Source organism: Undibacterium sp. Tian12W (assembly GCF_049339405.1).
Lineage (GTDB): Bacteria > Pseudomonadota > Gammaproteobacteria > Burkholderiales > Burkholderiaceae_D > Undibacterium.
The window spans coordinates 31,342-54,758 of sequence record NZ_JBMPPK010000022.1; the positions used below are offsets into that span (position 1 = coordinate 31,342).

25 protein-coding genes are annotated in these 23,417 nt (G+C 46.5%); 11 read left to right on the top strand and 14 right to left on the bottom strand.

The genetic code is table 11. From position 1 onward, the window contains the following. Positions 1-3 precede the first annotated feature (3 nt). Together ACO0LI_RS24455 and ACO0LI_RS24460 are read right to left on the bottom strand one after the other, a co-directional pair. The gene (locus ACO0LI_RS24455; RefSeq protein ID WP_422952368.1) at positions 4-1,077 is read right to left on the bottom strand and encodes a DNA topoisomerase IB; all 1,074 of its coding nucleotides are present in this window, start codon (positions 1,075-1,077) and stop codon (positions 4-6) included. 471 nt (positions 1,078-1,548) lie between these two features. Further along, on the bottom strand, positions 1,549-1,755 hold the full coding sequence (locus ACO0LI_RS24460; RefSeq protein ID WP_422952367.1) for a hypothetical protein: 207 nt from the start codon (positions 1,753-1,755) through the stop codon (positions 1,549-1,551). Between the two features lie 300 nt (positions 1,756-2,055). Here ACO0LI_RS24460 and ACO0LI_RS24465 point away from each other — a divergent pair, with 300 nt between their 5' ends. From ACO0LI_RS24465 to ACO0LI_RS24475, 3 genes are read left to right on the top strand one after another with little or no spacing between them, the layout of a single operon-like run. Continuing rightward, positions 2,056-2,589 carry a (2Fe-2S)-binding protein gene (locus ACO0LI_RS24465; protein ID WP_422952366.1) on the top strand — a complete coding sequence of 178 codons (534 nt, stop codon included), beginning with the start codon at positions 2,056-2,058 and terminating at the stop codon, positions 2,587-2,589. Continuing rightward, a complete protein-coding gene (locus tag ACO0LI_RS24470) occupies positions 2,586-3,617 on the top strand; it encodes an FAD binding domain-containing protein (RefSeq protein WP_422952365.1) in 1,032 nt (343 codons plus the stop codon). Before ACO0LI_RS24465 ends, ACO0LI_RS24470 begins: the two co-directional genes overlap by 4 nt. Next, positions 3,614-5,902, top strand: a complete 2,289-nt coding sequence (locus tag ACO0LI_RS24475) for a xanthine dehydrogenase family protein molybdopterin-binding subunit (RefSeq protein ID WP_422952364.1) — start codon at positions 3,614-3,616, stop codon at positions 5,900-5,902. The genes ACO0LI_RS24470 and ACO0LI_RS24475 overlap by 4 nt, the downstream gene beginning before the upstream one ends. A 151-nt stretch (positions 5,903-6,053) precedes the next feature. On the opposite strand, the gene ACO0LI_RS24480 is transcribed toward ACO0LI_RS24475, so the two are convergent. Then, a complete protein-coding gene (locus ACO0LI_RS24480) occupies positions 6,054-6,551 on the bottom strand; it encodes a hypothetical protein (RefSeq protein ID WP_422952363.1) in 498 nt (165 codons plus the stop codon). Positions 6,552-7,079: 528 nt separating this feature from the next. Between ACO0LI_RS24480 and ACO0LI_RS24485 the strand changes: the two genes are divergently transcribed. Then, positions 7,080-7,271 carry a hypothetical protein gene (locus ACO0LI_RS24485; RefSeq protein WP_422952362.1) on the top strand — a complete coding sequence of 64 codons (192 nt, stop codon included), beginning with the start codon at positions 7,080-7,082 and terminating at the stop codon, positions 7,269-7,271. 163 nt (positions 7,272-7,434) lie between these two features. Next, positions 7,435-8,436 (top strand): LPO_1073/Vpar_1526 family protein, encoded by a 1,002-nt coding sequence (locus ACO0LI_RS24490; protein WP_422952361.1) that lies wholly within the window; start codon positions 7,435-7,437, stop codon positions 8,434-8,436. Positions 8,437-8,678: 242 nt separating this feature from the next. Here ACO0LI_RS24490 and ACO0LI_RS24495 read toward each other — a convergent pair whose 3' ends face one another. The 3 genes from ACO0LI_RS24495 to ACO0LI_RS24505 all read right to left on the bottom strand — a co-directional run bounded on the left by ACO0LI_RS24495 (position 8,679) and on the right by ACO0LI_RS24505 (position 10,720). After that, positions 8,679-9,317: a hypothetical protein gene (locus ACO0LI_RS24495; protein ID WP_422952360.1), complete on the bottom strand. Its 639-nt coding sequence runs from the start codon at positions 9,315-9,317 to the stop codon at positions 8,679-8,681. 65 nt (positions 9,318-9,382) lie between these two features. Next, on the bottom strand, positions 9,383-10,099 hold the full coding sequence (locus tag ACO0LI_RS24500; RefSeq protein WP_422952359.1) for a hypothetical protein: 717 nt from the start codon (positions 10,097-10,099) through the stop codon (positions 9,383-9,385). Positions 10,100-10,315: 216 nt separating this feature from the next. Next, positions 10,316-10,720 carry a hypothetical protein gene (locus tag ACO0LI_RS24505; RefSeq protein WP_422952358.1) on the bottom strand — a complete coding sequence of 135 codons (405 nt, stop codon included), beginning with the start codon at positions 10,718-10,720 and terminating at the stop codon, positions 10,316-10,318. A gap of 513 nt (positions 10,721-11,233) precedes the next feature. Here ACO0LI_RS24505 and ACO0LI_RS24510 point away from each other — a divergent pair. Beyond that, a complete protein-coding gene (locus ACO0LI_RS24510; RefSeq protein WP_422952356.1) occupies positions 11,234-12,448 on the top strand; it encodes a tyrosine-type recombinase/integrase in 1,215 nt (404 codons plus the stop codon). On the opposite strand, the gene ACO0LI_RS24515 is transcribed toward ACO0LI_RS24510, so the two are convergent. After that, on the bottom strand, positions 12,438-13,619 hold the full coding sequence (locus ACO0LI_RS24515; protein ID WP_422952355.1) for a hypothetical protein: 1,182 nt from the start codon (positions 13,617-13,619) through the stop codon (positions 12,438-12,440). The two genes, ACO0LI_RS24510 and ACO0LI_RS24515, sit on opposite strands and share 11 nt — an antisense overlap. Positions 13,620-14,156: 537 nt before the next feature. Between ACO0LI_RS24515 and ACO0LI_RS24520 the strand changes: the two genes are divergently transcribed. The 4 genes from ACO0LI_RS24520 (at position 14,157) to ACO0LI_RS24535 (ending at position 17,632) form a co-directional block, all read left to right on the top strand. Then, a complete protein-coding gene (locus tag ACO0LI_RS24520) occupies positions 14,157-14,402 on the top strand; it encodes a helix-turn-helix transcriptional regulator (protein ID WP_422952354.1) in 246 nt (81 codons plus the stop codon). Between the two features lie 547 nt (positions 14,403-14,949). Then, positions 14,950-16,089, top strand: coding sequence for a hypothetical protein (locus ACO0LI_RS24525; RefSeq protein ID WP_423035932.1), 1,140 nt, complete (start codon positions 14,950-14,952; stop codon positions 16,087-16,089). 85 nt (positions 16,090-16,174) lie between these two features. Continuing rightward, the gene (locus ACO0LI_RS24530) at positions 16,175-17,242 is read left to right on the top strand and encodes a hypothetical protein (RefSeq protein WP_422952352.1); all 1,068 of its coding nucleotides are present in this window, start codon (positions 16,175-16,177) and stop codon (positions 17,240-17,242) included. 45 nt (positions 17,243-17,287) lie between these two features. Then, a complete protein-coding gene (locus tag ACO0LI_RS24535) occupies positions 17,288-17,632 on the top strand; it encodes a hypothetical protein (protein WP_422952351.1) in 345 nt (114 codons plus the stop codon). A gap of 186 nt (positions 17,633-17,818) precedes the next feature. On the opposite strand, the gene ACO0LI_RS24540 is transcribed toward ACO0LI_RS24535, so the two are convergent. The 4 genes from ACO0LI_RS24540 to ACO0LI_RS24555 form a co-directional block, all read right to left on the bottom strand. Further along, complete coding sequence (locus ACO0LI_RS24540) at positions 17,819-18,166, bottom strand: hypothetical protein (RefSeq protein WP_422952350.1); 348 nt, start codon at positions 18,164-18,166, stop codon at positions 17,819-17,821. 94 nt (positions 18,167-18,260) lie between these two features. Further along, positions 18,261-18,602, bottom strand: coding sequence for a hypothetical protein (locus ACO0LI_RS24545; RefSeq protein WP_422952349.1), 342 nt, complete (start codon positions 18,600-18,602; stop codon positions 18,261-18,263). A gap of 85 nt (positions 18,603-18,687) precedes the next feature. Beyond that, positions 18,688-18,993 carry a hypothetical protein gene (locus ACO0LI_RS24550; protein WP_422977716.1) on the bottom strand — a complete coding sequence of 102 codons (306 nt, stop codon included), beginning with the start codon at positions 18,991-18,993 and terminating at the stop codon, positions 18,688-18,690. A gap of 50 nt (positions 18,994-19,043) precedes the next feature. Next, positions 19,044-19,205 (bottom strand): hypothetical protein, encoded by a 162-nt coding sequence (locus ACO0LI_RS24555; RefSeq protein WP_423035934.1) that lies wholly within the window; start codon positions 19,203-19,205, stop codon positions 19,044-19,046. Positions 19,206-19,384: 179 nt separating this feature from the next. On the opposite strand from ACO0LI_RS24555, the gene ACO0LI_RS24560 reads away from it, so the two are divergent. Then, a complete protein-coding gene (locus ACO0LI_RS24560; protein WP_422952409.1) occupies positions 19,385-19,630 on the top strand; it encodes a helix-turn-helix domain-containing protein in 246 nt (81 codons plus the stop codon). Positions 19,631-19,651: 21 nt separating this feature from the next. On the opposite strand, the gene ACO0LI_RS24565 is transcribed toward ACO0LI_RS24560, so the two are convergent. From ACO0LI_RS24565 to ACO0LI_RS24575, 3 genes are all read right to left on the bottom strand, one after another. Further along, positions 19,652-21,226 (bottom strand): DUF4942 domain-containing protein, encoded by a 1,575-nt coding sequence (locus tag ACO0LI_RS24565; RefSeq protein WP_423035936.1) that lies wholly within the window; start codon positions 21,224-21,226, stop codon positions 19,652-19,654. Between the two features lie 52 nt (positions 21,227-21,278). Further along, on the bottom strand, positions 21,279-22,244 hold the full coding sequence (locus tag ACO0LI_RS24570; RefSeq protein WP_423035938.1) for a hydrolase or metal-binding protein: 966 nt from the start codon (positions 22,242-22,244) through the stop codon (positions 21,279-21,281). Positions 22,245-22,338: 94 nt separating this feature from the next. Next, positions 22,339-23,379 (bottom strand): YqaJ viral recombinase family protein, encoded by a 1,041-nt coding sequence (locus ACO0LI_RS24575; RefSeq protein WP_423035940.1) that lies wholly within the window; start codon positions 23,377-23,379, stop codon positions 22,339-22,341. Positions 23,380-23,417: the final 38 nt, after the last annotated feature.

A 23,417-nucleotide genomic window follows, 5' to 3' on the forward strand; every position in this document is an offset into this window, starting at 1 on the left:
AATTTATTTTTGCCATTTATCCAAAAGCCTGGCAAGTATCGCCTCATCTTCCGCCAGCGCAGTTTTCCCTTTCTTTGCTGCACGGCTGCAGGCCTGCCACTCTTCTGCCAGCGTTCCTTCCATATATGAAATTGCGACTTGCGGATGGATATAACACTTGCGGCAAACTGCCTGGGTATTACCCAGTTTCTTCGCGACCTGGCGGATTGCTACGACCAGGTTTTTACGCGCTGTCGCCTGCGTATCTGCTGCACCAATTTCCATTAAGGCTTGCACGGTAAATGTGGTTCCTGCCCAGGTCCTGAAATCTTTTGCGGTAAAATCGCCATTGGCAGCACTGCGTATGTAATCGTTTACTTCAGTGGAATTAATGGCATGTGGTTGACCATCTTCATCCAGATATTTAAACAGCGTCTGACCGGGCAGGTCCAGCATGGATTTGATGATGCGGCTTAACTTCGGCGCGCGCAGACTGATAGTGTGCTGGACCCCGCTTTTGCCACGAAAATCAAACTCAAGCTGGGTGCCATGCAAATGCACATGCTTGCCTTTCAGGGTGGTGATGCCGTATGACTGATTGGTGCGCGCATATTCATCATTGCCTATGCGCATGCTGGTATTCTCTATGAGCGACACAACAGTAGCGATTACTTTTTCGCGTGGCAAGCCCTTCATGGCCAGAGCCTTGCTTACTTTTTCACGTATCGAGGGCAAGGCCGATGCAAACTGCAGCATATTGCCGTATTTGGCTTCATCCCTGATGCTGCGCCAATTTTTATGATAACGGTATTGCTTGCGTTGTCGCGCATCCCGTGCGGTGGCTTGTATATGGCCATCGTCTTGCGCGCAAATCCAGACATCTGTCCATGCCGGAGGAATCACCAAAGACTTTATACGCGACAGTGTCAGGTCATCCTTTAATGGTTTCCCTTGTGGCGTCAGGTATCTGAATGCAGTCTTTCCACGTCGCTTGACTGGGTATCTGCGTATCCCCGGCGTCTGATCGCTGACATAAGACAAGCCTGCCTTTTTTGCAGCAAATTGCACATCACTTTTTATCAAGGAAACTGTTTGCATACTTTTAAATATGGCGTTGCTTGCAGTTTGCTTTTTTGCTGGCGTTATTTTTGATTGCGTTATGGATGTCATGTCTCAACCTGTTTTTTGTTTTTAGATTGAGTGTCAGGATAGGGTAGTGTCGTGCAGTGTTCTATCAGAGTTTTTGATATCACAAAGTAGGAGAGTGGCTAATCAGATGAATTAAAGAACCGTAGATATGTCCACTTTGTCTGAAAAAGGGCAAATGATGAAAATGTGGGGAAGTCTGATCGATGTGCAGGACATCAAGACGCATCATTAAGGCCTAACAGGTTTGGAATAGTGAAACATCGCAATGCAAGATGGCTTACACGTACTAATTTCAAATTTCCAAACCTGTTCTTTCCTTACATTCTGTTTATTGTGCTTGCTTAAGCTTACCGAATGCTTTATCCGATTGGCGTACACAAATAACAGTTGCTGCTATTTAATGTAAATAGCAATAAGGAGTTAGCGATTTTTTGAATCCGGAGCGGATTTGGAATCGTTACGTTGTTGATTGCCAGTGTTGTTGCCGCTAACAGATTTAGAACCCTGGCCTGAGCCTTGGGCATCGTTTTTGTGACTTTGTTGACCGGCTTTCACGTGTTGCTCGTGAGTGCCGCCTTGAGAGTTACCAGATTTTTGAGGTTGGTTGTTGTTTGCTTGTGTAGGCATACTAAACTCCTTAAAGTTTTCCGCTGATTGCCGCGGTCGCATACTTCACTGATCACTACTTGTAGTGCTTTGCAATCAGTAAATACATGGTAAAGAAGATATGTTTTTGAGGGAGTAGGACCAGCGTAGGAGAACGCGCACTATCCATGTCAGAAAAGGTAAGCATTGATTTTTCAGCAAATTCAGCGAATTTAGCAAATATTTATGTACGCAAACGTACAGTGAAAACCAGCTACCGGTTTTACTCTTGGCCTTAGACATACCTTAGATATAACTATCAGCTAGCCAAGAAAGATAATAATGAATGCCGCTGCCGACACTCTTTATCCCGTGCAATTTACGATCAATGGCCAGGTAGAAAAAACCGAGGTTGAGGCCTGGGTTACTTTGCTTGATCTATTGCGTGAAAAATTCAAATTAAGCGGCACCAAGAAGGGCTGCGATCATGGGCAATGTGGTGCCTGTACGGTGTTAGTGAATGGCAAACGCATCAATGCTTGCCTTACGCTCGCCGTCATGCAAAATAATGCTGACATCACTACTGTAGAAGGCCTGGCTGAAGGAAGCGTGCTGAGCCCTTTGCAACAGGCATTCATACAACATGATGCCCTGCAATGTGGTTATTGCACACCTGGTCAACTATGCTCTGCAATAGGCATGATGGCGGAAGGCGAGGCCAGAACTGCGGATGACGTTCGTGAGTTGATGAGTGGTAATTTGTGCCGTTGCGGCGCTTATCCTCAAATCGTGGCAGCTATTACCACGGTCATGGGCTTGACTATGCCAGTAAGCAATACTGCGGCGGACGTGCTGCCCGGGACGGCAGCAAAATGAATTCCTTTTCATTCTCCGCCCCTGAAGACGTTGCAGAGGCTTTGCGACAAGTAGGCATTGGAATACCAGGAGAAACAAAATTCATTGCAGGTGGCACCAATCTGATTGACTTGATGAAGGAGCATGTAGAAACACCAGTCAGTCTCGTTGATATCAGTCAATTGCCTTTGTCGCTTATAGAGCCAAGCTCCATTGGAGGCTTGCTGATTGGTGCGATGGTCCGTAATGCTGATACCGCTTACCACCCCTTGGTCAGGCAGCATTACCCCTTGCTGTCTCACGCGATACTGTCGGGAGCATCCGCCCAAATTCGCAACATGGCGAGCAATGGTGGGAATTTATTGCAAAGAACGCGTTGCGTGTATTTTTATGATGTCGCCGTGCCATGCAATAAACGGCGGCCTGGCAGTGGCTGTCCTGCCATCGCTGGCCTTAATCGCCAGCACGCGATACTTGGGACCAGCGAAATGTGTATCGCTACCCATCCTTCGGACATGTGCGTGGCCCTGGCTGCCCTGCAGGCAATCGTCCATGTCCGCTCTGTAAATGGATCAAGGCAGATTGCATTCTCAGATTTTCATCGCCTGCCGGGCGACAGACCCGATATGGATACCAGTCTGGCAGAAGGCGAACTTATTACACATATCGAATTGCCACCTGCGCAGCAATTTGTAAACCACTGCACCTATTTGAAATTGCGTGACCGCGCATCGTATGCCTTTGCACTGGTGTCAGTAGCTGTTGCACTCGACATCGCAGATGATGGCAGCATAAACGAGGCACGCATTGCCCTTGGCGGTGTCGCTCACAAACCATGGCGCTTGCCTGAGGCTGAGGCCTTGCTGGCAGGCGAACTACCAACAAGCGCAGCGTTTGTCAGGGTTGCAGACTATTTGTTGAAAGATGCGCAGGGGCAGGGCAATAATAACTTTAAGCTCAGCATGGCACATCGTGCAATTATACGTGCCCTGGAATTGGCTGCCGCTTCTTCTTGCCGCCAGGCAGATGTCGCAGGAGTGGTGACATGACAGACCTTATCCGCGCCTTGCGCAGCCCTGTCGCTGATCAAGGAACAGGTTACGTTACTACAGGCATGCCGGTCTCCCGCATTGATGGCCGTGACAAGGTCACTGGTCAGGCGCATTATGCTGCTGACCTTGATGATGCAGATATGCTGTATGGGGTAGTGGTTAATAGCAATATTTGTAAAGGACGCATCACCGATTTTGTACTGGGCCCTGCCTTGTCCGTACCAGGTGTGATCGATATCATCACCCACACAAACCGGCCCAAAATACGCTCTTTTGATCTGTTCTATAAAGACATGACTGCACCCGGTGGATCGCCATTTCGCCCTCTGTACGACGACAAGATTTTGTATAGCGGACAACCAGTGGCGTTGGTACTGGCGCAGACGTTCGAGGCCGCACGGCATGCCGCTTCGCTGGTAGAAGTTCATGCAGATATTGAAGAATATGAGACCGACCTGAAGAGCAACCTGCGGCATAGTCGGGAACCAGGCAATACGCGTGGTGGCTCGCCACCGCCCAGGGAAAAAGGTAGTGCTGATGAGGCCTATGCACAAGCGGCATTCAAAATAGACGCCGAATACGACAACGCTGCCGAACATCACAATCCCATGGAATTGTTTGCCACTACAGTAATTCGTGGTGATGACGGTCATTTGATGATCTATGACAAGACCCAGAGTTCACAAAACAGCCGCTGGTATGTCAGCCGGGTGTTCGGTCTCTCCAGTGATAAAGTCACGGTAAGAAATCCGTATGTGGGTGGTGCCTTCGGTGCTGGCTTGCGGCCGCAATATCAGCTTCCCCTGGCCGTGATGGCTGCCTTGAAATTAAAACGCTCCGTTAAAGTCGTTATGACGCGGCAGCAAATGTTTGGCATAGGCCATAGGCCTGAAACCGTGCAGACGGTGAAGCTGGCCGCCGACCAGGATGGCACGCTGAAGGCAATCATCCATAAAGCAATCACAACTACATCCCGCTTTGAAGAATATGTAGAAACCGTCGTCAATTGGTCTGGTCAGCTATACGCATGCGACAACATCAAACTCGCTTATGAACTGGTCAGTCTGGATCAATCCAGTCCAATGAATATGCGTGCACCCGGTGCTGCGCAGGGTGTTCATGCACTGGAAGTGGCGATGGATGAACTGGCTTACCAGCTACGCATGGATCCGCTCGCATTTCGTTTGAAAAATTATGCCGATATTGATCCATCCACCAGTTTGCCGTATTCGACCAAGGAACTGCGCGCCTGCTACCAACAAGGCGCCGCCCGCTTTGGCTGGCAAAACCGGCCTCTGGAGCCACGCTCCATGCGGGAGGGGAATGAACTCATCGGTTATGGCATGGCTACCGGTATATGGGATGCCATGCAACTCTTTGCACGCGTCAGTGCGGTGTTACATGCAGATGGTCATCTGGTCGTCAGCAGTGCTGCTTCTGATATAGGGACAGGCACTTACACTGCCATGGCCATGATTGCTGCAACAAGCATGGGCCTGCCGCTGGAAAAAGTCATTTTCCAGTTAGGTGACTCCACCTTGCCGACAGCACCGGTGGAAGGAGGTTCATCTCACGTCACGACGATAGGTTCGGCAGTTCAAGGCGCATGTGAGAAATTGCAAAAACACTTGTTCAAGCTGGCAAAGAAAATGCCTGAATCACGCTTTGCCAAAGCCACCTTCAAGCAGGTGGAATTTGCTGACGGCAGCATGCGCATCCGTGGAAAAGCGGATACGACAGTTACTTTGACAGAAATCATGTCTGCAGTAGGCGAAACGCGCATAGAAGAAAAATACCTGATGTTGCCATCTCTAATCAAACAGCACAAATACCAGCGCGCCACTCACTCCGCAGTATTTTGCGAAGTCAGAGTGGATGAAACATTCGGCACTGTGCGTGTTACACGTGTAGTCAGCGCAGTCGCTGCCGGGCAGATCATCAACACCAACACAGCCCGCAGCCAGATCGCCGGCGGCGTGATCTGGGGTATCAGCCAGGCATTGTTGGAAGAAAGCTGTATAGACCACAAGCTGGGGCGTTTAATGAATCACAGCTTTGCCGAATATCACATCGCCGTGAATGCAGACATCCATGATATCGATGTGATTTTTGTCGAAGAAGATGACCGCATCGTTAGCCGTCTGGGTGCAAAAGGTGTAGGCGAAATTGGTTTGATAGGCGTGGCTGCCGCAATCAGTAATGCTATCTTCCATGCAACTGGCCGTCGTTTACGTAGCTTGCCGATGAGACCCGAAAAAGTCATGCTACCGGACCCGATGTAATATTCAAAGCAGAATCGCCAAACGTATCGCTTTCAGTCAGTTTTGAGGGATTCAGGATAAGTTATTAAAAAGAAGGCTAAGTGGCCCTGTCACATGCGTACGAATACGCGGGGCTATTCGTACCTACGCGGGTTGCGCGAACCAGTTTTTATCAACTTGGCGTCGGTTTAAATGCGTTGTCTGGCCCGTAGGGTTCAATGTCAACCAAGCGAACTGTGCGATGTAACTCCCATTTTATGATGGGATCATTGGACAATTCATATAAGTCAAAACTATAAAATTTTCCGTCTTGAATACAGGCCAGATGGCCGAGCGAATTCTCTTCTTTTGTTGGATAAAGAATAGCTTTACATTGCGAGAAAATTTTTGCCATCTGCTGACTCTCTTCAACTTGTATTAGGAACTGTTTTAGTTCGTCATCGCTCGAATCTACACGTCCTTCTTTGGGATCATACTCAATGGTATTGATGTCGCTGTCAGAATAGACCAAGAAGGATATGGTCTTGCCAGAGAATTTCGGTGCTTCTTCTAACCGAACGCGGTCAGGCACGCATATTTCCATAGGTGCCTTTGGAATAGTTTTGGTTGGCGGGTTTTGCTTAGTCTTCGGCGGCTCTTGAGGTGGTTGCTTCTTAAATAAACTAAACATCTGCTGTTCCTATTGAGGGTTAATGTCGTTATATTTTCAGCATGCAAATGTAACCGTCCAAACTCGCAATAGCAATAAATTTATTTACGTTGAGGGTGCAAGGTATTGCCAATAATTAGCCGAACTGACAAATAGGCAGTGCGGCTATGTTCTAAACACGCAGGCGGAACTAACCAGCCATGGCCTCAATCATTCAATCCGCCCTTTGAATATGTAGCACTTCATTGACTTGCCAGCGATGGCGCGGTTGACAACGGTGGTTTTTAGGTAGGGGTTGTATTTGCTTAAGGTGATATTGCGGTGGATCTCCTGGCGGTTGGGGAGGGGGATTTAGGCGAGAAGTGCCACTTCGTTGATCGCGATGGCGGTGGTGTCGCGGGCGTGGTTGGTTTTTAAATAAATTATTACGGTGTGCAATAAAAAACAATTCTGTGTAATACTTAATAAAAAATCTTTCTAAATTTGCATTGTGGAAACACCCGATATTTTGTTCGAATTTACTGATATACACATTTACAGGAGCAGCACATGAATGAACTAATTGCTTGGTTTGCAAGAAATGTCGAATGGGTATTTAGCGGGATTGGCGTATTCATTATTGGGTTAATAGTTGCAGGGATTGCCAAGGGGCGTTCCAGAGGAGTAACACAGAATCAGAAAGCAGCTTCCCACTCGACTAACGTCCAGGTCGGCGGTGATGTCAAAATAAATCACGATTGATGTTCATTGGGACTGAAAAAAAATTTCTGTCATTTTTTTATTTTAAGGATGCTGCTTAGTTTTGTGTCGATTGACTTTGACCGCATCCGATTGAAGGTTAGGGAGTGCTATGTTAAATACTGGGCAAAGTCAAACAGTCGCTTAGGGCGGGGTTGCTCTGCAAGTGGGTGGTAACTTAAGTTTAGGCCTCACCTACAAAGATGTTCGAGACATTGCGCTGGACATTTACCGTGAAAATTTCAGTCAGTTATCTGGGCAGGCTAAGGAAATCGCTGAAATTAGAGTTGAAGAAATAACTGAGCGCGTAATAAATAAATTTAGTACTGAATATCCTCTTGGACTGCAAAAAGCAAATGATCCGAGTTTTCAAATTGCCCTGGGCGCCGTGCAAAAGGCATATGTGCGCAGTGGTGATCGTGACTTAGGTGATTTACTAATCGACTTGCTTGTCGACCAATGTAAGGAAGCTCCGCGAAGTATTCGAGAAATCGTTTTAAACGAATCTCTCAATGTTGCCCCTAAACTTACAGATACACAATTAGCTCTGCTAGCCGTTATGTTTTTATGTAAACATGTTACTCCAAAGAATGTAATTAACTTTGATACTTTTGGCGATTATCTGGATATTCATATAAAGCCGTTCATTTCAAAGATGTCAAAAAATACAACAAATTTTCAACATTTGCAATTTGCTGGGTGTGGTGCTATGGGAGTTGCTGGATCGCGTTTGGCTGGGACTTTGGGAATTGCCTTTCACGGCCTTTTTTTAGAGGGATTTGATATTCAAACGATTGAATCCTTAGATATATCGCCCGAAGTGATTACTAAGTTTGTTATCCCATACCTAAATAACCCGGATCGTCTACAGATTAAAAGCTTGAATAAAATGAGTCTGGACGCGAGTTTCTCCAAGGAAAACGTTTCGGAACTAGATCGAGAAAAGATTTTTAGTCTATTTCAACGTGGAAAAATCGACGATAAAGCTGTGCAAAAGTTGATTGTCAATCTTCGACCATATATGGAGAAATTATTTGATGTATGGGATAACTCCTCTATGCCAACTTTTCTATTGACCACAGTTGGTTTTGCTATCGCACATGCAAACATTAAACGACAGGTAAACGGCTTCGGTGGTATCGAAATTTGGATTGATGACCAGTTGTAATATTGGTAATAAGTAAGTGATTTAGCGCTTTAGGTATTTCGCACAAGCCAAAATAATCTTTCTTTTTTGGGAGTTACGAGTCATCCGGTAAGAGGGCCAGAATGCAATTTACAATAGCCTCTCTCATAATTTTGAAACCCTTCATTTGCTGGTCGAATTCTATAAAAAATCAATAATCATCACAAGTCATGCGTGCGAATACGCGAGGCTATTCGCACCTACGCGGGTTGAAAGGATAAATTTCATTTCCACAGTGAATAGATGCTGGCTACCGAGCCCACTGCACCAAGTGCTCCCCAGAACCAATGTGAGAAGACAAATTTGCTAACACCGCCTTCACCGGAATACTTTTTCCCGCGAAATTCAAGATACCTGATGCGTAGCCTGTCCAGGCGCGACTCTGCAAGCACTGCACTTGAAACCCGCATGTATGTAAAGAAATCTTTCGTCGCGGTATTGAGAACCCTAGTGGTAATGTCTTTCGGGCTGTCGAAGACTTTCCAAATGATGTGGTCGCACGTTCGCTTTTGCTTCTGCGATTTGTATGGGTATAGGATGATCGCGGGATAGCCGATTGTTGACTGAGAAACTACCAGTGCTGCACCTTCCTCGATGTGAACTTGAAGCCCAGCTTTTGCGCCGTATTTATCGCGCTTGTGCGTTACATCTACAGGGTGTGCTCCGCTAAAAAGCTGAACAAGACGTTCACTGTCATCTATATGAATGTACAGAATCTCTGGGTAGTTTTCATCTCTTGCCTTTTGCACCACGTGACCAAAGTACTCGGCAACTGTTGCTGCAAGTGCGGGCCATAGTTTTTGTTTCACCAACCTAGTCGCCATCGCTTGTTTGGTCTTTTGACTTTCTTTTTGTATGGGCATAGTGCTAATGAAATTTTAAGTTCGAGCTACGATTCGTGCTGTAGCGGGTAAGCGTGAATGAGGGGTTAGGCCTCGCACGCCAGTTTTGTGCGTTCATGTTCCCAAAAGTCTCTATGAGTCTGACTCCAAAGCAATCCACGATCCTGCGCAATTGAGGCTATTTGTTTGCCTGAGTCCGTGATGAAACAATTTAAGTAACCTTTATATTTTTTTGCCACTAGCCCTTCTGTGATTAACGCTTCAATATCTTGAACAAACACTTCGTGCTCTGCCCATTCCTTAACTATTTTCGTCCAAGTCTCGGGCGAGAGAAAGAGTTCGGATAAGGAGCGCGAATCGCCAAACCGAGTCACCAGTGACTCAAACTGCGACTCTCGCAGAATGTTTACAATGGGCTGTTCTTGGCCTTTCGCTGCCGCACCAAGCTTCAATGTGATTTTCTCGGCTGTCTTTGCGATCGACTGTTCAACAACATCAACTGGTAGACTTTGAGTTGGGGGCATCTGACTATATTCACGCTCAGTCTTGAGGTATTGAGCATAGAACGAATCCTCCTGCATTTGCGGACGAAACTTTGTCTGAAGCAGGAAGAGCGCAATGATAAATATTGGAACGTTCGCAACTGCCGCAACTACCAACAGGGAACTGGCCCATGGTGGGTTCGTAATTTGCTGAGCACCCAACAAAAAGGAGGCGTTCACTACGATCAGGCCCACCAGCCAAGCAGCAAGGAGTTGAATGGGTTTTGTTACCTTGTCGGGGCGAATTTGTGCGTCGGTCATGATGAGATGTAGTTGCGAGGCCTAACGTGTTTTAATTTTCAAAATGGCAACTTAACCGGCAACGGAAAAACAGGTGTTCTGTTGTTTGCCTCTGGAAACTGTGATGTTGCCTACCTCAAATCTATTGTGCGTCAAGCATAGATGCATAACTGAATCGACATAAGATGCTTGAGGAATCGGTTTCATTCTACTATTGAAATTGTCTACTTTGCAATTCTATTTTTGACAATAAAACTGCTTACTTCGGATTGAATTCATACAATTTAGAAAAGAAACTTTGTTCTGAGGCACTTGTATCTGGTAATCCCAAAACCCGTCGATCTTCATACAGGGTGTCACCCCCACCCGCCACAACCCTTTCCCGTAACCCATATTGATGCACCTACGGGCTACGCGGCTATAGAAACCCGCTTCCAGCCCGTTGCCGTCTGCCTTTGCTTTGAGGCGGGTGTTTGTGCGCAGCTTGTTGAACATGCTGGCTTTTTGCTTTTTGATGCGGCCTTGTTTGCCCCTGATGTTTTTGCGTTGCTTGCGCGGTGCGTAGGGGCTGCCGTTTTTTTTGTGCCTGGATGCGGGTTTGTTGCTGGCCCATGTCTCTAGAGCGGTGAGGTCGTCTTGCATTATGTAGGTGAGATGGGTTGCACTTACCACTCGGTAGCAGCTCGTTGTCGTTGTAGGGTTGCCAGGGGGGGGCTGTGACTTCGCCTGCGTGGGCGATGTCAAGCAGGCTGCCGGTTATTTAACGATGACGCGTTCGGTTGAGTCTAACTCCAGGCTGATATCGACGCTATTGTGGTTGTTGAAGTCGACCATGAAGCATGAAGATGCTTTCCTCAACGGTGAAGTCGGTGATGATGAGGTCTGAGGGCTTTAAATGGGTATGATTTTGTGATGATTGATTGCAGTGTGACTGCGCAAATATTCCAAACGTGAGCCAAAACAAAAAGCCCTTGGAATCATCCAAGGGCTTTCATATTCATGGCGGAGAAGGGGTCTGCCAAGATGTATTCCAATACATTCCAATTTATTCCATTAATGTTAAATAAATCAATGGGTTATGTAATTTTTAGTCCGATGTGTTCCAATTCATTCTTGTGAAATCCAATCATTAGTGGCACACTGAATGGCACACTGATGAAAAGAAATTGGAATATCATGGCAATCCTTACTGATGCAAAAGCACGCAATATGAAACCAGATTCAGAAATTCTTCCCCATGGAGGAATTACTGGTCTGGCACTACATCCATCAACAACAAAAGGATCGGGTAAATGGGTTCTGCGTTTTACTAGTCCCGTCACCGACAAACGTCGTAAGGCCGGTTTAGGTAGCTATCCAGAAGTTGGGATTGCTGAGGCTGCGAAGTTGGCCGCGCAGATGCGAGAACTACTTGCGAAAGGTATAGATCCGCTTTTAGAAAAGGAAAAAGATAAAGACTCGCCAAAGATCCCTACCTTTCAAAAGGCTGCCGAAATTCTGCATGCGGATTTGCTCCCAGGTTGGAAAAGTAAAAAGCATGGTCAGCAGTGGATTAATACATTGGTTGAATATGCTTTTCCTGCGATTGGCAATTTGCCTTTAGATAAGATTCAACCACGTCACATTGCTGACGTATTGAGACCGATCTGGCTTGATAAGGCTGAAACTGCTAGCCGAGTAAAGCAGCGTTTGCATGCGGTGATAGCCTGGGGCTGGGCGCATGGTCATTGCCAGTCTAATCCCGTTGACGTTGTAACTCATCTATTGCCTCAGCAGCCGAGCAAGTCAGTTCGCACTCAACATCATCCTGCGATGCCATGGAGAAACATTCCTGCCTTTCTGGAAAAGTATGTGTGTTCAGAAGAATTTGAAAATGTGACCCGCACCATGCTGGAATTTTTAATTCTGACAGCTGCGCGCTCAGGGGAGGTGAGGGGAATGAAATGGTCTGAAGTGGATTTTGGGAAGGCGATTTGGACCGTTCCGGCAGAGCGGATGAAAGCCCCCTTTGTACATCGAGTTCCGTTGTCGCAACCAGCGATTTCAATTCTTAAGAAACAAATGGGTAAGCATGATGAACTGGTATTTCCGTCACCGAGAGACGAAGTGGAGCTGTCAGATATGGCGCTTACCGAATTTTTACGTGATGCTAATGCACTGAGTGACACGCCTAATCGTGTTGCAACCGCCCATGGATTCCGTTCCAGTTTTCGAGACTGGTGCAGTGAAAACGGACATTCACGGGATCTGGCAGAGCGCTCGCTTGCTCACCAAGTTGAAAACAAAGTCGAAGCGGCCTATCACCGGACCGATCTGTTAGAACAGCGTCGGCCTTTGATGCAAGCATGGGCTGATTTTCTCAAGAGTTAGGTAAATCTGTTTGTTTCGGTGGGCGACGTTTGGGCGCTTGAAATTTTGGTGCTGGTCGGTCAAGATTTGATTCAGAATGAGGGTTCGCGGCCTCAATTGTTTTTAACCTTAGCATGCTTTGAAAGTGGAATTTCTTTTCTATTATTTGCTTTTCCCACCAAGCTGAGAGAGCTTTTCGGTCATCATCGTAATCAAGCCACCGAAGACTGCCAGCTTGTTTTTTTATATATGACTCAATGAAATCTTGCCGGAAGCTACTGTGCCTATTGGCAACATACTGAAAGAACAGAGTAAACGCTTCCAGTTGAATGGGATAGCCTGTCCAGATCATGCGAAGTTTTGAAACTATCCGCTTTATACTTTCTTCCCTGCCTAAGGTTTTCATTCTGTGAAATATTGACTGGTAAGGGTTTGATGCCTGTTGGGGTACTAGTGCCAGAATCGCTTGGGTGGTCGCATTTGTCAAAAGAACAGAAAATGGTTGTTCATTGGGCTGACCTTGATATAAAAGAATTGTTGCTCTTTTTATTTTGTCGGGTTGCAATATGTCAGTTAAATAATCGGGGAGTAATAGTTTCCCGTGTGATGAATTTAGTAACTCATCAAGACTGAGGGGGGTCGATAGCATCGTCCAGATGATGGTGTAAATCTCAAGATCTAATCCGTCTGATGCTCTGTTCTGGAATGCGAATTTGCTGTGCATAAGTTCTTTGTATAGCGCCTCAGAAAACTGCCTGGCATCTATATAACTCTTAAAGCAGGGCATGGTCTCTTCTTTCTGGCCTTTCATCTTTGAAAGTGCAACTTCAACCTTTTTGTTGCGCTGTAACTGGGAAGGTTTTTTCGCTAGTCTTTCAATCTCCTTCTTGGCTTGTTCCTCTGTCATCTTTCCTAGGGAAATATTCATGGAGATGCCATTGATCATTTTCCTGAATTGATAGCCTGCGAATTCACCATCTTTGAATTTTTCATGAAGCCCATCCCCTATTTTCCTCTTTGAGTATTTGCTTTTTGGGACGGTTTTTCCTTCGGCCTTTTCGGTCAGTGTCTGTTGCGTTTCTGTGATCAGATCTTCTTGTATGGAATTATTGACAATGGTTTTCGGGTTGACAGTCGTGTTGCCTGGGATCGCTACAGCTGAATTTTGATTGGGGTTTGAGTCGGGAGTCATATTTATTTTCATGCAATTAATTAATAATTTGAAAATATATTTATTTGAAATAAAATCAATATTTAATATAAATATGTACAAAAATAAGAATGAAAATTATCAAATTTAGAGCAAATATATATCGTAAATAGTACAAAATTCAGACAAATTTAAATATACATATATAGTAACTATAAGGGGCTTGGGATGGCAAATTCAGTGAAATTGTCACTATTCTTGTTTATTATTATAAGGAGATTTTTGATTCAAAAAAGATTCAAATGATTTCGACATCTATTTGCCGAATTCAGATTGCGGGAGGGTAGGGGGAGTGAATTGACACTGGAGTGGGTTTTTAAAATCGACAAGGCTTGGACGATGTCTCCTGCAATTCATGGCGAACTACTCTTTGGGTTACCACTTTACGTTTGCGGAATTGGGATTAAAGCTCTGAAGGTAAAACTACTGAAAAGCGATGTTGTAAAAAAATATTGCACAAGGTCATGATGTGCAGAGAGCACCGGCGATCTGCATACCCCAACCTCGGAGCCATTCAACATGCAAACCCCAATCCAACCCCAATTGCTGCGTCGCCAACAAGTCGAAGTTCTAACAGGACTGAAGCGCAGCAGCATTTACGGCCGCATCAACCCTGGCTGCAAACAATATGATCCAGATTTCCCTAAGCCAATATCTTTATCGACCGGCGCTAAAGGCGGCGTCGCTTGGGTCGCGTCTGAAGTAACTGACTGGATCGAGGCGCGCATAGCAGCGAGCCGTGGTGGTGCGGCAGGTTTGAAGTAAGTTATCATTTATTCTGCTACCGTTGGAGCTAACTCTGCATACCGCCCCAACACTTGAATCATGGCTTGGCTGCTGTATTTTTACCAAGAGTTAGATTCAGCGTACTGATTTCATGGATCCAAGATTTCGGTTATTTATGTTATTAAATAAGAAATTAAATAACCAATAGGAAACTGACACGTCAAACGTCAGTGAGCTTGCCAAACATTTACTCAGGGGAAGATGATCAAATATCAATCTGTCTTCACTAGCTTAAAAGCATATCAATTCCCAATTCACTAATTAGTAAATAATGTTTTTCTAATATCAGTCCATCATCGTTGACTGACAATTCAAGTCCATGAAGTAGCGTTAGTGATAAAACGCTGACGATATTGACTATTTGATCAAACAGATAAGTTCGCAAAGTTTGATCTGTTCATTTTTCATACCAGCTCTACCCATCCCTCACTCACTCACCTTAGCCCATCTGGCTGTAACCAGATGAGTCGTCATAACTTTTTCATCTCGCTTGACCGGTTAAGTATATTTCTTTGGAGTAATAATCATGCCGTACCGACATCTTCCTTTTTTACCTGAATTGAATAACCAGGGTTTGCCTGGTCAATTGCTCTATCAGCAATCTGACTCGGTCTCTGAACCTCAAATGCCGCGACTGTTTTTCAGTGAACGTCTCGCGGAATTGCAGGACTGGATTAAACATCTATGTCGAATGGGGGAGATTGATCATGCTTCAGGCAATCATATTGCCTGGTCTATTTCAGTGAGTTCATGCCTGCAGTATCAGGCCATGTTTGAACGCATGGAGGGCTATTTGGCTACAGTCGTCCTTTTGCCAATGGAGTTTGAATACAGCGAATATCTGAACGTCTTTATACAAAGTTGTCTGCAGTTACAGATATTGACAAAAAAGAATGGGAACTTTGTCATGGACGTTTCTCTCTCGGTATCAACTCAACTGCGCGATGTAACGCTTGACTGGACTAGTTTTTGTCAGTTACTGGATTTGATTTGTGCCAAGAGCAGGACGGCTGAATTCAAGGCAAAGCTCCGTTTTCAAGCCAAGGAAGCGAATGAGCGTTACACGGACTATTGTAACTATGTAAATGCTTTATTTGATTGCTGTGACCGGTTAGTCGTATTACGGGTAGATCTGGTCTATCACAAAGAACTGACTGGCAAAACATCTCTGGAAATGGCGCTGGCTGATTTGGATAGGCTATTTGCAAATATGCGCAACAACTACCTATTTGAGTCTCTGGAAGGCTATATTGTCAAAACTGAGTACGGCATAGAGAGGGGAATTCATTTTCATCTGGTGCTGTTTTTTAATGGGTCAGCGCGGAATGGCAGCAGCCATATTTTTCATGCCAGACAGATTGGGCAATACTGGAGCGAAGTCATTACGAGAGGGCGTGGTTGGTATTGGAATTGCAACCGGGACGCCAAAAATTACCAGAAGATGGGCCGTCTGGGCGTAGGTTTGATTCACTGGAGTGATACGGATTTGCGCAATAACCTGTTAGAGCACGTTGTTGGTTATGTCTGTAAACAAGATCAGTGTTTCCGGTCTTTATTACTCCCCAGAGCCAAACTGATCCGTCGTGGTCAATATCCGGCAATACTGAATGTAAAACGCGGCAGACCTCGCATGCTCAGCCAGACAGATGGCGTTCAGGTAAGCTAAGGGAATGACTAGGTGACGGTAGCATCCTACCGTCACATGTTTGCAAATCCTACACAGCCGTATTCAAACTTGGAATAAAGAGCGCATGAAAGAGAAAAGTAAAAAATCGGCTAAAAGTAGCAACAAAAAAATAGAAATTTCAGTTGGCGATATCTTTCGGCATATGGGCATAGATCATGGTCATATTTTTGTGCCGAATGAAGAAGATACTCGCAAGTCAGAGCCATTTTTCCCTGTTGGTTCAGTTAGCACAATACACCAAATTGTCGATAAGATTATTAAGACTGCAAGTCCCGGCTTTGAGGTAAGTTGCCAAAAAAATGGTAGGAGACTCGTTAGTTGTGATTACTCATTGAGCCTGCATTTCCAAACGATGTCATATTGCAGGCATACGTACCCCGCGTATTTTCAGCCAAGCGAATTGACCAATCTTTTTTTTGAAATTGCGAGCAAAGCGGAATTTTTTAGCGAAGAGTTTCGGAACGAAAATCACCCATCAAATCAGCCAGGCAAAATTCAGGCTGATGTCTACAACGAATTTATTGAGCAAATACGGCACGCTGCAGCCGCCAAGGAGTTTAAACAAAGGGTGCACAAACGAGCCTATACATCAACTAAGAATTTCAACAGCGCTTACACATATGTGAATGAACTTTTTGAATCACATGGAACGCTTCAAGTTGTGAGGTTGAATTGCTATTTACCTTGGCTGAACGATGATGTGGCAATGGTGAAGCAAGCGAAAGGCTATCTGAGACAGTTCTCCAATAACAAGCGCAACAATCAACTTTTCGCAGATATGGCCGGCTTTTTATGGAAACTCGAATTTCACCACAAGCATGGGTATTATTTCCATTTTATTTTCTTTTACCCAGGTGCTGATGGTGATAAACACAGCGATCTGGCAAATCAGATTGGGCAGTATTGGATAGCACGTCTGACGAAAGGGAAAGGCAGCTATCAGAGCTGTGCAGGTTTATTGAACAAGTTTTTATCTTCGTGTATCGGTATCATGGAGCAAACTGACGTAGATTCGCGTGGCCAACTGGACCAGGCACTCTATTACATGACCATGAAAGATCAGTACCTTAGATTGGGGGGAGCTGAGGAAGGCAAGAGATTTGGGAGGGGCAGTGGAGTGATTAATCAGTAGAATGGATTGTTGTCTATGTTATCCGTAACAAAAAAAGGAACCTCAATGATCGTCACGGATTTCACGGAGTATTTTTCAGAAAATGAAGCGCGCTTTAAGGAGCTTGTCCAAGCTTTAACAAACGATGGATACGTCACCGATGAAAGTTTTGGTGTGTCTCGCTGCTTGTTCGAAAGAGTCGATCATCACGAATTCGAAATGGTCTTTCGGTTACATTTTCCAGGCCGGTCAATGGCGATTCAGGCGGCATCAACTGCATTTCAGCGTTACTTCGGCGAGTTTGTTTATGTCATTTACGATGAATCGATATTCGAGGGGCGAGCGCAGATCGAGTCTAAACTACGGCGAGCTGGTGTGCTTGACATTGATCCAGACAATTACCCGAGATAGTCTGGGGGATAGCGCGCTGCAAAGCTCGGGCGCAATGAGCTTTGCTGGGTACCGGATTTAGCGAGCAACACACTTTCGTCTAAAACTGTTGATACCGGTTGACTTTTTAGTGACGACTAGCAATTTGAGAATTCATTCTGCTTGGAAATAAATCCAAGCAGATATACTGCGGCTTAATCAAGCAGTTCAGTTACAGTTACGCATATCTTGAAATTCAAAGTCAGATAACTTCGCCCATCCAACTACTTTTCCCGCACTTTTTTCTGGGTCTGGTTTTTCATAATCAGGCACAGTGACCAGTTGGATATAGCCATCAGCTTCTGCTTTGATGGTGAATGAGGAAAATGTTTTCAGTTCCTGCTGATCTGTTGATTTTGGGCTGGATAACAGGAAAATTGGTTTTTTAAATTCGAGACGACCATTCTTGCCAGGTTTTGTTTTTGGTGCCACGCATTGCCCGACATGCCCAGCAGCGTAGACATTCAATGAACTGAAGAAACTTATCGCTGCGATGGTGATGATGATTTTTTTCATTTGTGATTCCCGTTAAAAGTTTTAAAGCGTTGTGATAGCCTGGCTATACTTACTGGCTGGCCATGATGATCCTGGAATACTGAGGCAGAAGAGATCAGAAAAGTCCACGATAGCCCAGGACATTACCCATAAAGCCATTCGTGCACATCAGGCCGATAAACCAGCCGATGCACTGCGGCCCGATCATCCAAAATAGTTTTGTCTTGACCGTTTCCGTGGCATTACTTGTGACGAACATGTCTGGTTGTGCAAAGCGCCGCACGACATCGCCGATAAAAACACCAATTGTCGTGAAGAATGTCCCGGACAATAAAAGTGCAATGAGTCCGAAAAAACCAATGTGAACTTTTGGAGAGAATATAGAGATGAGGGTGATTAAGAAAAATATGCCGAAACAAATAATGGCATGCTTGATGAGTCTGTCTTTTGCGTTCATGTGTACTCCTTTGTAGTTAAACGATGGTGTGGGTATCGGGGAATTCGGAGCCAGCGCAGTTGAGATGCGCAGCTCCCCGGTAAGACTAGATTTTAGATTTATCAGATGCTTTTGAACGAATGCCCTCCAGCTTTGCACGTTGTGCGTCACTGAGATCAGGGTCTTTTAATTGTTTGTCTGCCTGCCTTGCCGTTGATGTCGCAGCAGCATTGGTGACGGCTGGCAGTACTTCTTTTGCGGTGTATTTCACGGCGTTAAACAATCCCTTGCCCAAGATTTTGAGACCGGCTACTGCCTTCTCTCGCTTGCCAAATGACTCGAAGCGTAATTCGTCGACGGCGGCAGACATATTGAAATAACTGCGTTTCTTTTCTTCTTCGCTTTCACTCATGGTGACTATCTCCTGGTCATGGTTAAGTGGAATAAGGCTGATTAAGTCGGCTACACCTTGCCGCTGCTTTCACATTCAGGGCAGGGGACGCGTACCTTTTTGTCGCCTGCACATACAGGGCAGTTACTGGGATGTTCGTCATCGCCATATTCCATAGGGCAGGGGATGACACCTTTTCCTTTGCATTCTGGGCATTTTTCGGATTTGCTCATGGTGATTTTCTCTTTCGTTAATTAATGAAGGTGTGCTGTTTCAGATAGTAATTCGGTGAATGTCGTTGCTTCTTGATAAAGATTTTTGAATTCTAGGGACTTGATGTCTCTGGCCGTAATACTAAAATGGGTCGTAAATGCCGTGGTCGTTTGAGCATCATATCGCGATCATGGAAACCATGGCAAGAGTTTCTGGAAAACTTGATAAAGACAATTACCTGGTTCAGCTAGGTGCGGCTGTCCGTGCGCGGCGGGTTGCCCTCGCGCTATCGCAAGAAGCTTTGGCTGATTACGCAGAAATAGATCGCTCGCATATGGGGAAAATTGAGCGTGGAGAGAGAAACGTTACATTTTTGAATTTGGTTAAAATCGCTAAGGCGTTTCAATGCAAGCCCTCCGATCTGTTTATTGATGCCGGGTTATAGCCAGGTCGTGATATTGAATTTTTACTTTCTCTCTGCGCTCATCATCACCACCGAAACATTGGTCCCCGCGAACTCATTCTCATAAACTCGCACCCAGTTAAGATTCCAACCCGGCAGTACATCCTTCCCTTTCGTTGACGCAGGCAGTATTGCCACAATTCGCCCCTGCGGTTTCACCAGACCTGCTGCCGCCTCCAGATGAGCAAGCGCTCTCCCATCAGAAAACGGCGGGTTCATCAGCACCCTGTCAAAGCGCTCCGTCGTTGTTCTGGCATACTCCAGGAAATCCATCTGCAAGACGTTAAAGCCCTTTTCTGCAAGAATGTGTGCATGCAATCTGCTGATTTCGACGCAGCGTGTTTGCTCTTTGGGCAAGTGCAAGGCCAGGTTCCCTGTACCTGCACTCGGTTCTAGACAAAAGTCCCCCTCGTTGATACCCAGCTCAGTTGCCGCATCTTTTGCCATCTCTGCCGGAGTCGCAAAAAACTGATAGGTCGCCCGGTCAGGCAGGCAGCCACTGGCAATCACTTCATTGAGCACGCCATCCAGCTTAAAATCAAATTCGACATTCCCCTTTTTATTGATGGCCCCTCCAAGATATTGCAATACCCTGATTGCCTCCACTTTGGCAGGTGAAGAGAGGCAATGCTGATAACTGAATTGAAACTCCAGCGGATTGTGTCGGCTAGCCCGCAACTCAGACAGCACCTCAATAACAGAAAATGGCAATGGCCGGTTCATCAACTGATAGTGTTTATCCTGCTTCACCGGCTTCTTGCGGAACTGTGCAGGAATCGCTTGAGGATAGAGAGAATGCAGCACCTGATTCAAGCGCCAGGCCATCTCAGGATGAACCTCCAGATGCGCTGTTCCCTTCAGGTAGCAACGCAGCTTCAATGCACCACCATCGAGGATCAGCCACTCACCATGACGCTGCCTTGCCATGCTGACAATTCCCGAGGTCGCATTCCACTTAGGTTCATCCCTGAACATGAACTTCGCGATTACCGCACGCAGGTCATTGATCAGCCCGGCCCTGCTGGTATTGGTACTCCACTCACTGGTGACATAACCAATAATCATCCGTTTGCTAAAGCCCGCAGGCGAGTTCGTCACATGCTCCCCGGACAAGCCCCGGAATATTCCCTCCACCCGCTCAGCAAAAAACTTCTGGCGAGATGCCAGCAAATCACCGATAGTAGGGCGGACTGCTTCAGCCGTGAAATCGGGGGATGTCATCTCACTGATGATCTTGTTCCATTCATCACGACGCTTTTGCGGCATCACACTCAACACATCCGTCATTGCAAGTGTCTTCGACCAATATGCAGCATTCAAGGCAGCAATCGCACCGGCAGGATTAAACAGCTTCTGGACACTGGGCTTGAAGCGGTTGTGTTCATCGCCATTCCCGTCCAGAAAGTACTCCATGCCCGCCGACAATTCACCATCAATCATCCCGGCAATATGGGTGATACGCTGGCGCATACTGTTGTATTGCGCCAGCAGACCATCAATCAGGTCAGATGACACCGGCGCAAAAAACGGCGTCGCGTCATCCACGCTATTAAAATCTGTTATGTCCATGTCTGTCATGGAATCTTCTCCTAGAATTCATTGATCATTTATTGATTTAAAGACGCACGCCTTAAGGCCGAGTGAGCAAGGCAGAAGGTGGCGAACCAAATTTCTTGTCCAGCTTGTCCACCAGACTGGGTTTGGACCTGACTAGTGCCGCAAGCGGCTTGCCCGCAGCCGTGCTGTCAAATAGTGCAGCAGAGACAGCAGATTCAGCGGATTCAGCATCGCCAGACTCAGGATAAAATTCCTCCAGCGTTTCCAAGGATTCCTCTGCACTCTCCTCAAAGGCCCCATTGGCAAACCCCTGCACCGCAGCCCCATCCAATGCAGTCTGATCAAACCCGCACTCCCTGCGCCTTTGATCCGTATCCCTCGCCTGAGTTATCGCCGCCTCCAGCGACATACCTTCCCGCACAGTTAAATCCACGTAATAGATCGCAGACCTATGACTCATGGTCGTGCTTTTCCCCCTGAGCCTAAGTTCTAGCGGCAGACAGGCCAGCAAGTTGCCCGACACTGCCTGGTAATAGCTGAGCCGTGCCGCCAGAGTGCGTATGCTATTAAACCCTGTAGTCCTGAAAATAAACGACCCCAGCTCATCCTCATCCCCGATCTGCACATTCAGGCGACCATACGGCTTGCAGGCGCTATTCTTAGCCAGCTCACAGCCATCCGGCGAAGGGCAGGGCAGGCTTTGCATCCCTGAGTCTGTGAACCGCTTGCAAGTCTCCCCGTTCCCCACACACAGAGGCCGCCCTGTCTGCCGGTCAAACATGCTGTATTCGGCTCGCAAGTTCAGGTCAGGCTCATTGAACAGAACTCTCACTGGGATAGAGCGCAGCTTGTCCACTCCCGCCTTCTTGCGCAATTCCTCATCCAGTGGATGATTGACCCAGCCATTGCGCCCCTGTACCTGTGACGTGATCGTGAAAAAATCCTCCTTCACCGGCAGGCGTTTACCATTCTTTTCAACGACACTGCCAATAGAGATGCGCCCTAAAATCGGTGGCGTGATTGCAAGTCCTTTAATCATGATGTTTCCTTGAAATAAAAAAGAAAGCCTGTTCTGGTATTCAGGAACAGGCTGTGAATTGGTTTGACTTATTACTGATGGATGGCACTTTGGGTTATTGTCCAGAGTCGATATCACCATTCATGGTCTTGGTCGTCAGCAAAAATCTCCTGCTGCCTGGCCTGATCAAAGGATATTGTTGCAGCAGGCCTGGCTGATCGAGCAACAGCTTCTCTACATCAAGACGCTTACTGTCCTTAGATCGCTTCCAACTGACACGCCCGCTATCGAAGCTTGCTGTGCTGGCGTCTCCCAGGCGTTGTTGAATCTGCTGTGTCAGCAAAGCTGCCAGTTCTTCCCGGTTCTCTATATCCGCCCGGAGATTGACCAAATCCGCAAAGAGAGCTGACATTTCTGTGTCAGTGGTGAAGTCAAGATGATTGCCAGAGTCACGTGGATACAGACAGCGCAAAGCCATATCGGCTGATTCTGACCCATCTGCCGGTGGTGGCGTATCCGTTTCCACGTAATGCCAGAACTGCCTTTCCAGTTCTATTAGCCTGGCGATCAGTTCATCATCACGGGTAATCCGGTAAATCCTGATTTCCTGACCGCACACCAGCACACAGACATCTGCAGCCGCTTTGCCAGTGACAGCAAGCTGATGCTGCACCTGGCAGACGATGTATTCAGGCACGCCATCCCGCCACAATCGGACACCAAATTCACCCGCAGTCTTGCATTCGAGTATCTGCACATCTGGTGCGCCAGTCACTTCCCTGTCTATATTTGCCAGCATCCAGGACTTGTCTGGATCAGGATGCTGTAGCACTGCATTGATCTTGCGCACCCGGTTGCCGGTACGGCGGGTGTAGTGGGCTGCGACTATGGGTTCCAGCAAACTTCCCCAGTAGGTAGGACTGGTTTCATCATTGGGATCAATCTTGGGTAAATCCGCATCCCGGCCAGTCTTGACCATCCACAATTCCAGTGGTGACTGATAGGGATTCAGACCTACTGCAGTACCTGCATCACTGCTGCCTATGCCTTGCTTGCGGACTGTCAGCCAGTCATCCCGGCTGAGTTCCTTGGTCTTGACCAGTTTCAGGGCTGGCCGGTTTGGTTTGGGTACAGCGGTTTTTTCTACGACAGACATACAAGCTCCGGTGTGAATTTGATGGATTGGTGAAGGAG

Excerpts from the sequence above, each read along its gene's own strand:
- ACO0LI_RS24500 (WP_422952359.1), bottom strand. The coding sequence starts at position 10,099 with ATGACCGACGCACAAATTCGCCCCGACAAGGTAACAAAACCCATTCAA.
- ACO0LI_RS24570 (WP_423035938.1), bottom strand. The coding sequence starts at position 22,244 with ATGATTAAAGGACTTGCAATCACGCCACCGATTTTAGGGCGCATCTCT.
- ACO0LI_RS24575 (WP_423035940.1), bottom strand. The coding sequence starts at position 23,379 with ATGTCTGTCGTAGAAAAAACCGCTGTACCCAAACCAAACCGGCCAGCC.
- ACO0LI_RS24545 (WP_422952349.1), bottom strand. The coding sequence starts at position 18,602 with ATGAACGCAAAAGACAGACTCATCAAGCATGCCATTATTTGTTTCGGC.
- ACO0LI_RS24515 (WP_422952355.1), bottom strand. The coding sequence starts at position 13,619 with ATGACTCCCGACTCAAACCCCAATCAAAATTCAGCTGTAGCGATCCCA.
- ACO0LI_RS24505 (WP_422952358.1), bottom strand. The coding sequence starts at position 10,720 with ATGCAAGACGACCTCACCGCTCTAGAGACATGGGCCAGCAACAAACCC.
- ACO0LI_RS24475 (WP_422952364.1), top strand. The coding sequence starts at position 3,614 with ATGACAGACCTTATCCGCGCCTTGCGCAGCCCTGTCGCTGATCAAGGA.
- ACO0LI_RS24455 (WP_422952368.1), bottom strand. The coding sequence starts at position 1,077 with ATGCAAACAGTTTCCTTGATAAAAAGTGATGTGCAATTTGCTGCAAAA.
- ACO0LI_RS24485 (WP_422952362.1), top strand. The coding sequence starts at position 7,080 with ATGAATGAACTAATTGCTTGGTTTGCAAGAAATGTCGAATGGGTATTT.
- ACO0LI_RS24480 (WP_422952363.1), bottom strand. The coding sequence starts at position 6,551 with ATGTTTAGTTTATTTAAGAAGCAACCACCTCAAGAGCCGCCGAAGACT.
- ACO0LI_RS24535 (WP_422952351.1), top strand. The coding sequence starts at position 17,288 with ATGATCGTCACGGATTTCACGGAGTATTTTTCAGAAAATGAAGCGCGC.
- ACO0LI_RS24550 (WP_422977716.1), bottom strand. The coding sequence starts at position 18,993 with ATGAGTGAAAGCGAAGAAGAAAAGAAACGCAGTTATTTCAATATGTCT.
- ACO0LI_RS24495 (WP_422952360.1), bottom strand. The coding sequence starts at position 9,317 with ATGCCCATACAAAAAGAAAGTCAAAAGACCAAACAAGCGATGGCGACT.
- ACO0LI_RS24565 (WP_423035936.1), bottom strand. The coding sequence starts at position 21,226 with ATGACAGACATGGACATAACAGATTTTAATAGCGTGGATGACGCGACG.
- ACO0LI_RS24555 (WP_423035934.1), bottom strand. The coding sequence starts at position 19,205 with ATGAGCAAATCCGAAAAATGCCCAGAATGCAAAGGAAAAGGTGTCATC.
- ACO0LI_RS24510 (WP_422952356.1), top strand. The coding sequence starts at position 11,234 with ATGAAAAGAAATTGGAATATCATGGCAATCCTTACTGATGCAAAAGCA.
- ACO0LI_RS24520 (WP_422952354.1), top strand. The coding sequence starts at position 14,157 with ATGCAAACCCCAATCCAACCCCAATTGCTGCGTCGCCAACAAGTCGAA.
- ACO0LI_RS24525 (WP_423035932.1), top strand. The coding sequence starts at position 14,950 with ATGCCGTACCGACATCTTCCTTTTTTACCTGAATTGAATAACCAGGGT.
- ACO0LI_RS24465 (WP_422952366.1), top strand. The coding sequence starts at position 2,056 with ATGAATGCCGCTGCCGACACTCTTTATCCCGTGCAATTTACGATCAAT.
- ACO0LI_RS24460 (WP_422952367.1), bottom strand. The coding sequence starts at position 1,755 with ATGCCTACACAAGCAAACAACAACCAACCTCAAAAATCTGGTAACTCT.
- ACO0LI_RS24560 (WP_422952409.1), top strand. The coding sequence starts at position 19,385 with ATGGCAAGAGTTTCTGGAAAACTTGATAAAGACAATTACCTGGTTCAG.
- ACO0LI_RS24470 (WP_422952365.1), top strand. The coding sequence starts at position 2,586 with ATGAATTCCTTTTCATTCTCCGCCCCTGAAGACGTTGCAGAGGCTTTG.
- ACO0LI_RS24540 (WP_422952350.1), bottom strand. The coding sequence starts at position 18,166 with ATGAAAAAAATCATCATCACCATCGCAGCGATAAGTTTCTTCAGTTCA.
- ACO0LI_RS24530 (WP_422952352.1), top strand. The coding sequence starts at position 16,175 with ATGAAAGAGAAAAGTAAAAAATCGGCTAAAAGTAGCAACAAAAAAATA.